Annotated in this window: 11 protein-coding genes; 6 read left to right on the top strand and 5 right to left on the bottom strand. The window is 70.8% G+C overall.

Going from position 1 to position 14,963, the window contains the following annotated elements; translation table 11 throughout:
• A partial coding sequence (locus ACTH43_RS17130) for an extracellular solute-binding protein (protein ID WP_441446106.1) occupies nucleotides 1–994 on the bottom strand: 994 nt, incomplete at its 3' end.
• A 305-nt stretch (nucleotides 995–1,299) separates the two neighbouring features.
• Between ACTH43_RS17130 and ACTH43_RS17125 the strand changes: the two genes are divergently transcribed.
• Both ACTH43_RS17125 and ACTH43_RS17120 read left to right on the top strand, forming a co-directional pair.
• Nucleotides 1,300–2,304, top strand: coding sequence for a LacI family DNA-binding transcriptional regulator (locus tag ACTH43_RS17125; RefSeq protein WP_441446105.1), 1,005 nt, complete (start codon nucleotides 1,300–1,302; stop codon nucleotides 2,302–2,304).
• Between the two features lie 47 nt (nucleotides 2,305–2,351).
• Nucleotides 2,352–3,998, top strand: coding sequence for an FAD-dependent oxidoreductase (locus tag ACTH43_RS17120; protein WP_441446104.1), 1,647 nt, complete (start codon nucleotides 2,352–2,354; stop codon nucleotides 3,996–3,998).
• 129 nt (nucleotides 3,999–4,127) lie between these two features.
• Here the strand turns inward: ACTH43_RS17120 and ACTH43_RS17115 are convergent, their stop codons facing one another.
• On the bottom strand, nucleotides 4,128–5,579 hold the full coding sequence (locus tag ACTH43_RS17115; RefSeq protein ID WP_441446103.1) for an NAD(P)/FAD-dependent oxidoreductase: 1,452 nt from the start codon (nucleotides 5,577–5,579) through the stop codon (nucleotides 4,128–4,130).
• 572 nt (nucleotides 5,580–6,151) lie between these two features.
• On the opposite strand from ACTH43_RS17115, the gene ACTH43_RS17110 reads away from it, so the two are divergent.
• The 4 genes from ACTH43_RS17110 to ACTH43_RS17095 all read left to right on the top strand — a co-directional run bounded on the left by ACTH43_RS17110 (nucleotide 6,152) and on the right by ACTH43_RS17095 (nucleotide 11,536).
• Complete coding sequence (locus tag ACTH43_RS17110; RefSeq protein WP_441446102.1) at nucleotides 6,152–8,773, top strand: 5'-nucleotidase C-terminal domain-containing protein; 2,622 nt, start codon at nucleotides 6,152–6,154, stop codon at nucleotides 8,771–8,773.
• Nucleotides 8,774–8,930: 157 nt separating this feature from the next.
• Nucleotides 8,931–10,388, top strand: coding sequence for an APC family permease (locus tag ACTH43_RS17105; protein WP_441446101.1), 1,458 nt, complete (start codon nucleotides 8,931–8,933; stop codon nucleotides 10,386–10,388).
• Nucleotides 10,389–10,449: 61 nt separating this feature from the next.
• Nucleotides 10,450–10,857 (top strand): ArsR/SmtB family transcription factor, encoded by a 408-nt coding sequence (locus ACTH43_RS17100; protein ID WP_441446100.1) that lies wholly within the window; start codon nucleotides 10,450–10,452, stop codon nucleotides 10,855–10,857.
• 1 nt (nucleotide 10,858) lies between these two features.
• Nucleotides 10,859–11,536, top strand: a complete 678-nt coding sequence (locus ACTH43_RS17095; protein WP_441446099.1) for an SRPBCC domain-containing protein — start codon at nucleotides 10,859–10,861, stop codon at nucleotides 11,534–11,536.
• A 23-nt stretch (nucleotides 11,537–11,559) separates the two neighbouring features.
• Here ACTH43_RS17095 and ACTH43_RS17090 read toward each other — a convergent pair whose 3' ends face one another.
• The 3 genes from ACTH43_RS17090 to ACTH43_RS17080 all read right to left on the bottom strand — a co-directional run bounded on the left by ACTH43_RS17090 (nucleotide 11,560) and on the right by ACTH43_RS17080 (nucleotide 14,742).
• Nucleotides 11,560–12,318 carry a class I SAM-dependent methyltransferase gene (locus ACTH43_RS17090; protein ID WP_441446098.1) on the bottom strand — a complete coding sequence of 253 codons (759 nt, stop codon included), beginning with the start codon at nucleotides 12,316–12,318 and terminating at the stop codon, nucleotides 11,560–11,562.
• 92 nt (nucleotides 12,319–12,410) lie between these two features.
• Nucleotides 12,411–13,106 carry a hypothetical protein gene (locus ACTH43_RS17085; protein ID WP_441446097.1) on the bottom strand — a complete coding sequence of 232 codons (696 nt, stop codon included), beginning with the start codon at nucleotides 13,104–13,106 and terminating at the stop codon, nucleotides 12,411–12,413.
• 130 nt (nucleotides 13,107–13,236) lie between these two features.
• Complete coding sequence (locus tag ACTH43_RS17080) at nucleotides 13,237–14,742, bottom strand: dihydrolipoyl dehydrogenase family protein (RefSeq protein WP_441446096.1); 1,506 nt, start codon at nucleotides 14,740–14,742, stop codon at nucleotides 13,237–13,239.
• Nucleotides 14,743–14,963 lie beyond the last annotated feature (221 nt).

The raw sequence follows: 14,963 nt of genomic DNA, 5'->3' as shown, positions 1-14,963 counted from the left end.
CCGGATTGATCATGAGCCCTGTCGCGGCACCGCCGAAGGCCGCCGGCTCGTTGCCCTCGAAGGAGAGCACGTCCATGAACCGGAGATCCAGCTCGGGGGCGGCGGCGATGATCTGGGTGAAAGTTGCCGGATCGGCGAAGATCATCGAGGTGTCCTCGGTGATCAACGGCGACTGCGCCGGCGGCAGTCCCTCCCAGGTGCCGCCGAGCCCGTTGTCCACCGGCTCGTCTCCCTGGTAGAGGCTCACGTACCACTCGAGCGCCTCGACGCCCTCGGGGGAGTTGAACTGCACGGCGGTGTTGTCCTCGGTGAACATCTGCCCGCCGTTGGCCCAGAGCATCGTGGTGAACGCCTGCTGCATGCTGGCCGGCGGTGTCCCGAAGACGATTCCGGCCCGGGTGAGCCGATCGCCGTCGCGCGCCGCGAGCGCCTTAGCAGCCTCCAGCAGGCCCTCGAAGGTGGTCGGTGGGTTCTCGGGATCCAGCCCCACCTCCTCGAAGTGTGCGGCGTTGTAGCCCACCTGACGGCCCGTGCTCGCAATCGGGAAGATGTAATGCGCGCCGTCGACGAGCCCGCTGTCCAGGCCCACCTGGAGGTCAGCGCGATCCGAGTCGTCCATTCCCTCGAGGTAGCTGTCCAGCGGCTCGACCCGGTCGAAGCTCACCAGGTCCGCGACCGCAGCGGGACCGTGCCCGAAGATATCGGGGCCGGTGCCCGAGGAGAACCCGGCGTTGAGCCGGGTCGACATGTCCGCCCAATCGATGAAGGTGGCGACGACGCCGCGGCCGGAAGACTCCTTGAACTCAGGGATCACCACGTCGTTGATGAAGTCCTGCTCCGCGGGGTTGGTTCCGGGGAACCAGAGGGTCAGGTCACCGCCGTCGTCCTCCCCGCCACCCCCTCCGCCTTCGCCGCCGCAGGCGGACAGGAGGAGTGGTGCGCCGAGGAGCGCGGCGGAGGCCTTGAGGGCGGTGCGTCTGCGGGGCTGGATCACGGTGAGTCCTCTTTTCGGTTCGCTGTCGACGGAAGGAGCCGATCGACGAAGGGTGCATCGGTGCTGTAGCGCGTTCGGAGCAGTCGGCGAGTCTCCTGCACCGCTCCTGGTCCATTCGAGGAGGGTGAGGAAAGTGCTGTCACGTGGAGCCGATCAGATGCTCATACGTATCGGCTGTGATCGGGAGCATAGGCAGGCTCTACTGTCGAGGTCAACCGTTTCCGAGGATCTGACCTGGGTCTTGAGTGTCGGGAGGCGGAGGTCTACAGTGGCCGAACGCTACTTATACGAAACAGGAGGGGTTCATGCGAGTACGTCAACGCGACATCGCGCGGGCCGCCGGGGTGTCGCAGGCGACCGTCTCGCTGGTTGCCAGCGGGCGCGCCTCCGAAGGCGGGGTGTCCGCCGCCACTCAGGAGCGGATCCGGGCGGCGATGGACGAGCTCGGCTATGTCCCCGACTCGGCGGCCCGCTCCCTGCGCGGCGGCCGCAGCGGGCTCGTTGGCGTCTTCACCTACGAGCCCGTCTTCCCTGCACGACCCGATGAGTACTTCCACGAATTCCTGGTGGGCATCGAGGTCGGGGCCGCAGATCACGGGCAGGACCTGGTGCTCTTCACCTCCACCCAACAGGTCGATGGGCGACGCAGCATCTACGCCGGTGGGGCGAGCAGGCTCCAGCATGCTGACGGCTCGATCATCCTGGGCATGCACCGTGACGATGGGGAACTAGCCCGGCTGGCCCAGGAGGAGTATCCCTTCGTGAGCATCGGGCAGTACGACCCGGTGCCCGAGGCGGCCTGGGTCGCGGTCGATTACGACCGTGCCGTGCGCGCGATCGTCGACGATCTCCACCGGGGTGGTCACCGGCGCCTCGGCTATGTCCAGGATGAGAACGAACGACTGCCCTCCCTCGCTCGACGGGCCGCCTTCGCCTCTGCGACCCGCGGGGACGAGACCTCCATCGCAGCCCTCACCGAGGTCACCCCTGAGCTGATCAGGCGGTGGAAGCAAGAGGGTGTCACCGCGATTCTCGCCGAGAACCCTGAGGTCGCCGAGGCGATTGAACGGGCCGTCTCCCGCGCCGGACTGCGGATCCCCGATGACTTCTCCGCGGCCTGCCTCGAGGTTCCGCTGCGCAGCGGCCGCGCCGCGAGCTGGTCCCACCTGATCATCCCCAAGCGCGAGGCGGGGATCCGCAGCGTCGCCGTGCTCGGCGGGATCCTCGACGGCAAGCTGCCGCGCGACCATCACGAGACCGTGCAATGCCTGCCACACCACCTGGGGACCCTCTCGATGCTCGAGGGATGACCCCGCGCACTCCCACACCACCACAAGCACCACGACAGGACGCAACGATGCCTTCTCCCGGACAGACCGCCCCCGAGCTCACCGAGCGCGCCGCCGATCTGGTGGTGATCGGTGGCGGCCTCGGCGGGGTCGCCGCCTCCCTCACCGCCGCCCGGCTCGGGCTGAAGGTGCTGCTCACCGAAGCCGATCCGTGGCTCGGCGGGCAGCTCACTGTCCAGGGCGTGCCGCCGGACGAGTCGGCGTGGGTCGAGTCCCACCCGAACTCGGCGAGCTACGCAGAGTTCCGGGAGCGGGTGCGCGAGCACTACCGGCGCAACTTCCCGCTCACCGCGGAGGCGGCAGCCGATCCGCTGCTGAACCCGGGGGCAGGGGGAGTCTCCCGGTTATGCCATGAGCCGCGCGTCGGCGCTCTGGTGCTCGAGGAGATGGTCTCCCCATTGCTCTCCTCCGGCCGCCTGCAATGGCTCCGCGAGCATGAGCCGGTCGCCGTCGAGCGCGAGGGCACGCGGATCAGCGCCGTGGTGGTCCGTGACCTGTGCACCGGCGAGCAGTCCCGGCTGAGCGCGCCGCTGATCGTGGACGCGACCGAGCTCGGAGACCTGCTGGCCCTCGGCGAGATCGACCATGTGATCGGTGCCGAAGCGCGCAGCGAGCACGGCGAGCTCCACGCCCCGGAGGTCGCGGACCCCCTCGACCAGCAGGCCATCACCTGGTGCTGCGCCCTGGAATGGGCCCCCGGGCACGACGAGCTGGTGCCGCGCCCCGAGCTCTACGACCGCTTCGCGAGCGTCGTGCCGGACTTCTGGCCCGGCCCTCAGCTCTCCTTCTCCGACGTCCACCCGATCACCCTCGAGGTGCGTCACCGCTCTCTCTTCGTGGGCGATCCGGCTGACCAGGAGGAGACCGCACGCACCAACGACCTCTGGCACTACCGGCGCGTCCGCTCCCGGGCCCAGCTGCACCCGGACACCCCAGGCGGCGAGGTCACCCTCGCCAACTGGCCCCAGATCGACTACTGGGATCTCCCGCTGCTCGGGGTCGATGCCGAGCAGCGCACGCTCGCCGAGCATGAGGCCCGCCAGCTCACCCTCTCCCTGGTCCACTGGCTGCAGACGGAGGCCCCGCGCACCGATGCCGCCCACGGCGGCAAGGGCTACCCCGAGCTGCGGCTGCGCGGAGACGTGATGGGCACGACCGACGGGCTCGCCCGCCAGGCCTACATCCGCGAGGCGCGCCGCATCAAGGCCCGTTTCACCATCACCGAGGAGCACATCGGCCGTGAGATGCGCGGGCAGTTCACCGGATCCGCCCAGTTCCCGGACTCCGTGGGCACCGGGCACTACCGGATCGACCTGCATCCCTCGACCGCGGCCCGGAACTACGTCGACATCGACTGCTTCCCGTTCCAGATCCCGCTGGGCGCGCTGATCCCGAAGGACGTCGAGAACCTGCTCCCGGCCAACAAGAACATCGGCACCACCCACATCACCAACGGCGCCTACCGCCTCCACCCTGTGGAGTGGTCGATCGGTGAGGCTGTGGGCGCGCTCGCCGAGATCTGCCGACGCCATGGCGCAGATCCCGCGGCCGTGCACGAGAGCGCCGAGCTGACCGGCGAGCTGCAGACCCTGCTGAGCGAGGGGCTCGGCGTGCGCCTCGAATGGCCCGACGCGATCCGCCGGCGCCTGCCGTAGTCAGCAGAGCTGGCAGTCTGAGCCTGTCCGAACTGAGCCTGTCCCGAACTGAGCGTGCCTCAGGTCCGATGCTCGCTGTCACAGCGGTCCTGGGGCACGCCGAAGTCGGCAGGTCAGTACGTCGTCGGTTCAGTCCTTCGTCGGCTCCACCACGTCGGCGGCGCCCTCGGCGTTCTCGGCGGCGACCTTGTCGGCCGTGCGGGTGGCCCCGGCCCCGGCGCCGAACAGCCGGTGCGCGGCCTGCTCCTCGAAGATGCGCGCCGCGCGCAGCGAGTTCACCTCGCCCACCACCGGGTTCGGCTGATGGGTGGCGCGGCTGCCGCTGTAGAGGGAGACCAGGTTCATCGCGACCGCGCGCTGATTGCGGTGGCCGATCATCTTGGTGATGTGCACGCCGAGCCACGCGGCCCAGCCCAGCGAGCCGGAGAGCCCGCCGAGCACCGGGATCTCCGCGATCGCGGCGTGACGGCCGATGGTGGCCATGGTGCCGAGATCGGTGTACTTGAACTTCTTGCGGGGCTTGCCGGCGACCTCCGCGGCGATCGCGCGGGCAGCGGCCTGGCCGGTCTGGATCGCCGGCTGCGCGAGCTGGGGGAGCGGCTCGTCCTGGCCCGCGATGTCACCGGCGGCGTACACCCCGGGGAAGCCCTTGACCTGCAGGTAGTCGTCCACATCGAGGCGGCCGCGCTTGTCCTGGGGGAAGCCCCACTCGGAGACCATCTTCGGGATCGCGACGCCCGCAGCCCAGATCGTGATGTCGGATTCGAGGATCGAATCGTCATCGAGCACCACGTGGTCGTAGCCGACCTCCTTCACGCCGCGGCCCAGCTGCAGGACCACGCCGCGATCCCGCAGCTCGTCGGCCGCGTACTGGCGGTACTTGGTGGAGAACTCCTTGAGCACCTCGTCGCCGCGCTGGAGCACGGTGACCTGCAGCGTGCCGGGGTCCATCTCCGGGTAGAGGATGTCCAGCTCCTGCGTCCGGAAGTCCGCCAGCGCGCCGGCGATCTCCACACCCGTCGGCCCGCCGCCGACGATGCACACATGCAGCTTGTCGTGGCCGCGGCCGAGCCCGACCTCGCGGCTCGAACGCTCCAGCTCCGAGAAGATCCGGTCGCGGATCGCGAGCGCCTGGGCGCGGGTGTACATCGGCATCGCATGCTCCTCGGCGCCGGGGGTGCCGAAGTAGGTGGTGGTCGCACCGTTGGCGACGATCAGGTAGTCGTAGGCGATCTCCTGCTGGCCGCTCTGGCCCTCGTCGAGGCGCACGATCTTCCGCTCCGGATCGACGCCCTCGACCTCGCCCTGGCGGTAGCGCATGTTCGGCACCTTGAGCGAGAGGCCGCGCAGGAACATGGTGACGTCACCGGGATTCAGGCCCGCGGTCGCGACCTGGTACAGCAGCGGCTGGAAGGTCTTGTAGACGTTGCGGTCGATCAGGGTGACCCGCACCCGCGCATCGCGCAGGGCGCCCACTGCGTGAGCGCCGGCGAAGCCGCCGCCGAGGATGACCACGTGCGGCCAGCTCGCGCCGTCCTTCGCGGGGACGGTGGGGCGGCGGCTGAGGAAAGGCATGACCATGGGATGACTCCTTGAGAGAGCGGAGGCCGTGGCGCGGCGAGCGGAACGGGGCGGCGCGGGGCAATCACTCATCGTGCGCGACGAGAAGTGCAGCCCACGGTGCGCACCGCTGGACGCCTTCACCGATGCTACCCACATCGGGACCTCGGTCCCAGGCGCAGCGGGTCCCGATGTGGGAGACGAGACGATGCGCGGCCAGGAGCGGTCGACGCTCCGGCAGGGCTCTGCGCTGAGGGCCCGTCTGCCTGGCTGACTCCCGGACCAGCACCCGGTCCAGCACCCCGACCAGCACCCCGACCAGCTCCAGGACCGTCGCCCTGAACGCAGCCCCGAACGCAGCACCGAACGCAGCGGGGACCCGCTCCGAACGCAGCGGGCCCCGCCGCGAGAATCACGGGAAGGTCACGATTCGGGGATCCGTCAGTGCACGTCAGGTTGCCTGCCTGGGCTTTGAGGTGAACATCGGATGACGGTGCCCGACGGGATCGTGAAACGCCGGGCGTGTCTCGATCCGATGGGGTGAGATGAGCTGGAGCACACCCCGGCCATCCCCCTCTCCTCAGGAGCCCGTCATGAGTGACAACCCTGTCCGCCGCCTCGCGCGCGGTGCGACCGTCGGCCTCGGTGCCGCCGCGGTCGCCTTCGCGTCGGCCGTCATCCCCCTCGGCGCCGCCGCTGCCGCTGAGACCGGTGACCAGGTCAGCCTGCTGGGCATCAACGACTTCCACGGTGCCCTCGGAGCCGGAAGCGCCCTCGCCTGCACGATCGCCACCGTCCAGGCGCAGAGCCCGAACAACGCCCTGCTCTCCGCAGGCGACAACGTGGGCGGCACCGCCTTCGAATCGGCCGTGGCCAATGACGAGCCCACGATCGACTTCCTCAACGCCCTCGGCGTCGATGCCACCGCGATCGGCAACCATGAGTACGACCAGGGCCGCGCCGACCTCACCGGTCGCATCGAGCCCCGCACCGACTTCCCGGACCTCGCCGCGAACGTCCACGAGACCGCCACCGGGGAGCGCCTCCACGAGCCCTACGCGGTGGTCGATGCGGGCGATGTGAAGGTCGCCGTGGTCGGCGCCGTGACCACCAAGACGATCGGAAAGGTCAGCCCCGTCGCGATCGAGGGCCTCGAGTTCCGAGACCCGGTCGATTCCGTCAACCAGGCCATCGAGGAGCTGAACACCTCCGGCACGGAGTACGACGTGCTCGTCGTCTCCTATCACGAGGGTGCCAGCGGCAGCGGCGAGCCAGGCAGCGCCCCCACCAACACCGATCCGATCTTCGACAAGATCGTGAACGAGACCTCCGCCGAGGCCGACGTCATCTTCAACGGCGACTCGCACCAGACCTATGCCTTCGACGCTCCGGTCCCCGGCCAGGACGGCGAGGTCCGCCCGATCGTCCAGACCGGCGCGAGCGGCGTGAACCTCGGCGCCGTCACCCTCGAGCTCGGCGCGGACGGCGACTGGGATGCCACCGAGGACGGCACCCGGCTGATCCCGACCGCCGACGCCGACCTCGACGCCTGCGCCGGCATCCCCACCTTCGACGCCGCCGCCAAGGTCGCCGCCGACGCCATCAGCGACGCCGCGGTCCTGGGCGCAGAGCCGGTCGGCTCCGTCTCCGGAGACATCACCACCTCCTGGAACGATGACAAGGCCCAGTACGACGACGAGGGCATCCGGGAGCCGCTCGACCCGGTCACCAACCAGTCCATCACCAAGGGCGACAACCGTGCCCGCCACTCCGCGGCCGGCAACATGCTCGCCGACTCCATGAAGTGGTACCTCGAGGAACGCGGCGCCACCCAGCAGCACGAGGTCATCGGCTGGATGAACCCCGGCGGCATCCGCGCCGAGCTCTGGTACGACGCGAACGGCGAGGACGGCGACGGCGTGGTCACCTATGCCGAGGCCAACGGGATGGTGCCCTTCGGCAACACCCTCAACTCCGGCGACCTCACCGGTGCCCAGCTCAAGCAGATGCTCGAGGAGCAGTGGCAGCGTGACGAGGACGGTGCGGAGACCGGCCAGTTCCTCGCCTTCAGCGTCTCCGAGAACGTCGAGTACGTCTTCGACAGCAGCCGTGAGCTCGACGATCGCATCGTCGAGATCCGCGTCAACGGCGAGCTCGTCGACCCCGACGCCGTCTACACCATCGTCACCGCGAGCTTCCTCTTCGAGGGCGGCGACAACATGTGGGCACTGACCGGGGCGCAGAACGTGGGCGACACCGGCGTGCTGGACCGGGACGCCTTCGTCGAGTACCTCGCCGCGAACGAGGATCTCGCCCCCGACTACTCCCAGCGCCAGCTCGACGCGCAGCTCATCGAGGGCGATACCCCGATGCTGCGCCTGGCGGGCCTGGAGTCCGAGAGCCTCGGTGCTCCGCAGCTCACCGAGGTGAGCGTGGACGCCGGCGAGCTCGGCACCTTCACCGCCCCGATCGCGGTGGATGAGGAGAGCGGCCGCCTGGTCGCGCAGGTCGACCTCGGCGAGGACTTCTGCGTCGCCGAGGGCGAGCAGGTGGCGCTGACGATCACCGCCACCCCCGACACCGGCACCGCGGTGACCCACGAGGTCACGGCCGTCGGCGGCGAGGACTGCGGCGTCCTGACCTTCACCGACGTGCCCGAGTCGAATATGTTCCACACCGAGATCATGTGGATGGCGAGCAACGGCTACTCCACCGGCTGGGAGGAGGAGGACGGCACCCACACCTTCCGTCCCCTGCAGCCCGTGAACCGCGACGCGATGGCCGCGTTCCTCTACCGCCTGGCCGGATCCCCCCACGTGGACGCACCGCGCACCGAGCCCTTCACCGACGTGGAAGAGGGAGACGAGCACTACGAGGCGATCATCTGGGCCTACCAGCAGGGCATCACCCGGGGCTGGTCGGACGGTACGTTCCGTCCCACCACCCCGATCGCGCGGGATGCGATGGCGGCGTTCGTGTACCGCTACGCCGGTTCACCGGAGTTCGCGGATCCGACCTCGGCGGTGTTCAAGGATGTCCCGGCGAACACCCAGTTCGCCACGGAGATCGCGTGGATGAAGTCCGAGGGGATCAGCACCGGCTGGACCGATGGGACCTACCGGCCGCTGAACGCCACCAACCGTGACGCGACTGCCGCGTTCCTGTACCGGCTCAGCGTGGATCAGCAGATCACGTACCTGTCCGAACAGGACTGACCCTCACGGCGCGGGCCGGGGGCGCTGACGCACCTGGCGATGGCGCCCCGCCACTCCTGACCTGCATGATGGGGACGCCGGCAGTGCACACCGACCTTCGTCGGCAATGCGCACCGCCGGCGTCCCGCCATGTCGGCGCCCTCATCGAACGGAATTCATGACCACCACTCCCGGCAGCTCCGAGCTGGACGGCCCCGTCCCCACCAACCCCGCCGTCGGCCGGCTCACGTCCCAGGGCCCCATCCCTGGGGGGCTCGCCCGCCAGCTGGGACTGCGCGATGCCGTCGTGATCGGTCTCGCCTCGATGATCGGCGCGGGAGCCTTCGTCTCCCTCGGCGCCGCCCAGGACCTCGCGGGCGCTCTCGCCCCGCTGGCGGTGCTGATCGCCGCCGCGGTCGCCCTGTGCAATGCGACCTCCACCGCGCAGCTGGCCGCCCAGCACCCCAGCTCCGGCGGCACCTATCACTACGGGCGCGAGCAGCTCGGCAACTGGTGGGGTTTCCTCGCCGGCTGGTGCTTCGTGATCGGGAAGATCGCCTCCTGCGCGGCGATGGCCCTGGTGATCTCCGCCTACCTGGTGCCCGAACCGCTCCAGCGGATCGTCGCGGCACTCGTGGTGGTGGCGCTGACCGGCGTGAACCTGGTGGGCATCACCCGCACCGCGGCGCTGGCCCGGGTGCTGGTCACGGTCGCGCTCGCTGCGCTGGTGCTGACCGGCGGGAGGCTGCTCGTCGGCCTGCTGACCGCTTCGGGCACCGGTGCTGCGGACGCTGCGGGCGCGGCGGGCGATGGCGGCGCAGGAGCCTGGGTCGTGCCGGGCCCGCTCGCCGGTGCCCGCGCCGGGCTGTGGGACGGGGGACTGGCAGCGGTGCTCGGCGCCGGGACCGGGGGAGCGGCCGGGATCGTGCTCGCCGTGATCCAGGCGGCGGCGCTGATGTTCTTCGCCTTCGCCGGCTACGCCCGGGTCGCCACCCTCGGCGAGGAGGTCATCGCCCCGCGCCGCACCATCCCCCGCGCGATCCTGGTGGCCCTCGGCGTGGTGGCGGTGCTGTACCTCGCGCTGTCGATCGTGCTGGTCCTCGTCGGCCCCGCCCCCGGGGACCAGGGCTGGGGGCCCGCACCCTTCCTCGCCGCCCTGCAGGCTGTGGGCGCGGGCGAGGCGTGGAGCGTGGTCATCACCGTCGGTGCGGTCGCCGCTGCTTCCGGCGCCCTGCTCGCCCTGGTCGCGGGGGTCTCCCGCACCATGCTCGCCATGGCGCGCGGCGGCGACCTGCCCCGCCCGCTCGCCCGCTCCAGCAACCGCTACGCAGTGCCGCAGCGGGCCGAAGCGGTCGCCGGGATCGCGATCGTGCTGCTGGTGCTGCTGGCCTCGAACGTGCTGGTCGCGATCGCCGCGTCCTCCTTCGGGGTGCTGCTGTACTACGCGGTCGCGAACCTCGCCGCGCTCACCCAGGTGGGCCAGTGGCGCCTGTTCCCGAAGGTGCTGCAGGTGCTGGGCCTCGTCGGCTGCGTGCTGCTGGTCGCAGCGCTGCCCGGCAGCACCGTCGTCGCCGGGGTGGGCCTGGTGCTGCTCGGCGTCGCCTACCGGGCGATCGTGCTGGCCACTCGCCGCTGAGGGAGGACACTCGCAATGCATAAGACTTGACTTATGCGTTATTCGAGGGGAGGATCAGGGCATGCACGCGCTCGATGTCCTCGGCGACCCCGTGCGGCGGCGGATCCTCGAACTCCTCGCCGACGACGGGGATCCTGATGCGCCCGTGGGCGGCACCCCGGAGCTCAGCGCGGGGGAAATCGGCGAGATCGTGCAGCAGGAGTTCGGGATCAGCCAGCCGGCCGTCTCCCAGCACCTGCGTGTCCTGCGCGAGCACGGCTTCGCGACCGTCCGGGCCGAGGGGCGACGACGGCTCTATGCGGTCGACGCTCGCGGCCCGCGCGAGGCGAAGGACTGGCTCAGCCCCTTCGAGCGCTTCTGGCTGCCGAAGCTCGACGCGCTCGGCACCGAGCTCGCTCGCGGCAAGCGGCAGCGCCGGCTCAGCGCAGAAACCATCAGTTCCACCACCACTATCGAGAAGGAGACCTGACATGGTCGATGTCCCCACCCAGCTGCAGTCCGTCACTCGCGCCTATCGCGTCGAGGAGCGGGATGGCGCCCCCGCGCACGTCCAGACGCTCGAGCAGAGCTACCCCGCCGCGCTCGCCGACGTCTGGGATGCGGTCACGACCGCCGAGCGCATCCAGCGCTGGTTCCTGCCGATCAGCGGCGACCTCCAGCTCGGCGGCCGCTACCAGTTCGAGGGCAACGCCGGCGGCGAGATCCTCGCCTGCGAACCTCCGGCCGACGGCACCGCCGAGTACTCCGTGACCTGGGAGATGATGGGCGGGGTGTCCTGGCTGACCATCCGCCTGGCCGCCGACGGCGAGGACACCACCCGCTTCGAGCTCGAGCACACCTCGCTCACCGCGGACATCCCCGCCGAGATGTGGGAGACCTTCGGCCCCGGCGCCACGGGCGTCGGCTGGGACGGCGGCCTGTTGGGCCTGGCCCTGCACCTCGGCGCGACCGGGGGGTCGCTCGCCCCGTCGGAGGCGGAGGCCTGGGCCTTCACCGAGGAGGGTCGTTCCTTCTACCGCGGCGCGGCGGACGGCTGGGCCGTGGCCCACACCGCCTCCGGAGAGGATGCGGACGTCGCCCAGCAGCGGGCCGACGCCACCTACGGGTTCTACACCGGGACCGGCACCGAAGCTGGCGCTGAGGGCTGAGCCCGCGCCGCCGTCGGGTGCCCTCACACCGCCCGGGCGACCACCACGAACTCTCGCCCGGGCCGGTCCGGGGCGTCGCGGAACTCCTGGGCCGCGAACCCGGCCTCCGTGAGCGTGGAGCGCAGCTCCGCCTCGGTGCGCCAACGCAACGTCGAGGTCGAGGTGAGCGTGGAGCCGTCCTCGAAGGTGAACTCATCGGCGAAGGTGACCAGGGGCAGCGCGACCTCGAAGCGGGTGGGGCGGGAGCGGACCAGCCCCAGCCCGGGCACCTCATGACGTGATTCCGCGGTGTCCTGCTGCCACTCCTCCCAGGCCCGGCGCTCGGGACGACGGGACTCGAACACCAGCGCCCCGCCGTCGCGCAGTGCCGCGCGGATCCCGCGCAAGGTCTCAGCCCACGCCTCGTCGGAGACGAACACCTGGGCGACGTTGCCGGTCATCACGGCGGCGTCGGCGTCGAGCGCCGGGAGGTCCGGCGCGGTGCCGTGGATCCAGTGCACCTGTTCGGCGTGCGGCTTCCCACGCGCCACCTCGAGGGACGCGAGAGCGGGATCCACGCCGGTCACCGAGGCCCCGTCGGCCGCCAGACGCACCGCGAGCGCGCCGGTCCCGCAGCCCACATCGATCACCGAGTGTGCACCGAGCTCGGTGAGGATCGTGCAGTAGTGGTCGAGGTCGTCGCGCTCCCCGTCGAAGGTGTCGTAGCAGGCGGCGAGGCGCGGATCGGCGTAGAGCGCGTCAGGCCCTGCGGGCTGGTCGAGAGGCGGAGGCAGCGGGGGCATGGCACCGACGGTACGACGAAGGGCGGGGGCGCGGCGACCGGTTTCCTCGCCGCGGGACAGCAATCAGTGGGCGGCCGGCAGCAGCTGGAGCCTCAGCCGAAGCTGGTCCACGTCGTGTCCGCATCGATCAGCCAGTGGTTCCGCAGGGTCAGTGCCCGCTCGCTCGCCGCCAGCGCGCCGGCGATGATCAGCGAGGTGTTCGCCCAGGCCGGCAGCTGTATCGGGGAGGTGAAGGTGCCCACCCGCTCGGCGACCGGATCCAGGCTCGTGATCAGCTCTGCGGCCTGGGGCACCATCAGCACGAGGCCCATCAAGAGGATGAGGACCGCGAGCGCTCCGATCGCCCGGCTCGGGCCCGGGTGGCGTCGGCCGAAACGGGCTCGCAGGCCCTCGAGTGAGCGCTGATGCGGACGTAGCGTGCGCCCCTCGCGACTGCCCTCTGGCACATGATGCATCCGGGTCAGCCCGTAGGTGCTGGTCGCCACCTCGATCACCCCGCCCGGCACCGCGAAGGCCACCGGCGGCGTCGCGATCTGCTGCTGCAGGCCATCGCGATAAAGCGCCACCGGTGCATGGCGGGCGCCCTCGGCGATCTTCCCGCCCTCGAGCTCGCTGGCGAGATAGCGGACGTCCACGGTGTAGCGCGCAGGGCGGCCCTCGGGCTCGGCCGGATCCAGGAAGAACTGGGTGCGCGTCAGCAGCTGCCACCAGCGCAGATCCTTCAGCGCGCTGCCGTCACCGGGCTTCGCCCGCCGGAGCTGGCGGGAGCGCTTCAGCCGCGTGAACATGATCCTCCGAGGTGGTGCGGGACGGCGCCGCGGAGTCGCGGCACACCCCATTCCACCCGATCCGTCGGCCCCGGGACCAGTGTTATCTGTCATCTCCTCCGAAGGGAGGAGGGCGGTGCGGAAGCCCTGTTCAGCCCGCGCGCAGCTCTCGCGGCAGCTCCTCGAGCAGGCGCAGCCACAGCTCGGAGGCGGTCGGATAGCTCGGCACCGCGTGTCGCAGCACGTGCACCGGCACCTGCCCGACGATCGCGATGGTCGCGGCATGGATCAGCTCGGAGGCATCGGGGCCGACGAAGGTCGCTCCCACCAGCGTGCGCGTCCTTCGATCGACCACCAGCTGGGCGGTGCCGGTGACGTCGTCGCGCAGCAGCGCAGAACCGGCCGCCCCGCTGAAGGGGACCTGCGAGGTGACCACATCGTGCCCGGCCTCCCGGGCCGCCGCCTCGGTGAGGCCGACGGAGGTGACCTGCGGATCGGTGAACACCACCTGCGGCACCGGGACGGACTCGGGCACCGGCTCGAGCGCCTCTCCGGTGGCGCCGGCGCGGATCGCCTGCCCGATCACGCGGGCCCGGTACTTGCCCCAGTGCGTCAGCGGCGCCTCCCCGCTCGCATCGCCCACGGCGTGCAGCCACTCGGGCAGCGGCGCGCCGGTGGCATCGTCCGAGGTGGGGCGCTCCGCACCCGTGACGTCCTCCGGGACCAGGCCGATCGATGCGAGGCCGACATCGGCGAGTCGAGGCCGCCGACCTGTCGCTGCCAGCACCTCGTCGGCGACGACCTCCCGCCGCCCGCTCGAGTCCTCGATCTGCAGCGTGACCCGCCCGCCGTGGAGCTGGCCGAGCCCGGTGTCCCGGGCTCCGTCGCGTTCGCCGGAGAGCACGGTGGTGCCCAGGTGCACGTCGACGCCGAGAGCTTCCAGGCCGTCCTGCACGTGCTTCCCGGCGAAGGGCTCGAAGCCTGACAGCAGTGTGCCGCCGCGCACCAGCAGGGTGACCTCGCTGCCGAGCGCTGCCATCCAGGTCGCCGCCTCGACCGCGACCACGCCGCCGCCGACGATCACCAGCTCGCCCGGCACCTCGCGCACCCCAGTCGCATCGCGTGAGGTCCACGGCAGCAGCTCCTTCAGCGCATCGGGGGTGACCGCCTGGGAGCCGGTCGCGATCACGACGGCGCGGGTGGTGCGCACGAGCGTCGGCCCTCCGCCGTCCACCGCCTCGACCAGCACCTCGCGCTCGCCGATGATCCGTCCGTGCCCCCGCACCACCTGCAGGCCTGCGCCCTTGGCCCACTCCATCTGCCCGGAGTCGTCATAGTGCGAGACCCAGGTGTCGCGCCGGGCCAGCAGCGCCTCGCGGTCGACTTCCGGGGTGCTGATCCCTGGCAGGTTCGCCGCAGCGCCCGCGACGGCGAGCGGCCGCAGCAGCGCTTTCGAGGGCATGCAGGCGTAATAGGAGCATTCGCCGCCCAGCAGCTCGCCCTCGACGAGGATCGCGGTGAGGTCGGTGCCCTCGATCGCGTACTGGGCGATGTTCTCGCCCACTGGCCCACCGCCGATCACGACGACGTCGGCGGTGAGTTCTGCGGTGGGATCGGCGGGAGAGGAGGCGGGAGTGGACTGATCGTCGGCGGTCATGTTCGCACGCTACGCCGTCCCGGCCCCGAGGTCACGGGGAGGCCGTCCCCACAATGACGCCGCAGGACGGACCGCGCCGACGGCCAGGCCCGTTCCAGGGCGAGAGCCCTGGGCTGCCAGCGCCCATCCATCCGGTGGAACACCCTCCTCGCCTCCGCATTGTGGATAACCGGCTCTTCGCGGTTCGTGGTGAATGACCCTGCTGTGGCGGGTATTCACGC

It is taken from the genome of Brachybacterium sp. (genome assembly GCF_052095815.1).
In the GTDB taxonomy this organism is placed as follows: Bacteria; Actinomycetota; Actinomycetes; order Actinomycetales; family Dermabacteraceae; genus Brachybacterium.
The sequence above is the reverse complement of the archived record's forward strand: the minus strand, read 5'-3'. Positions and strand labels throughout refer to the sequence as shown.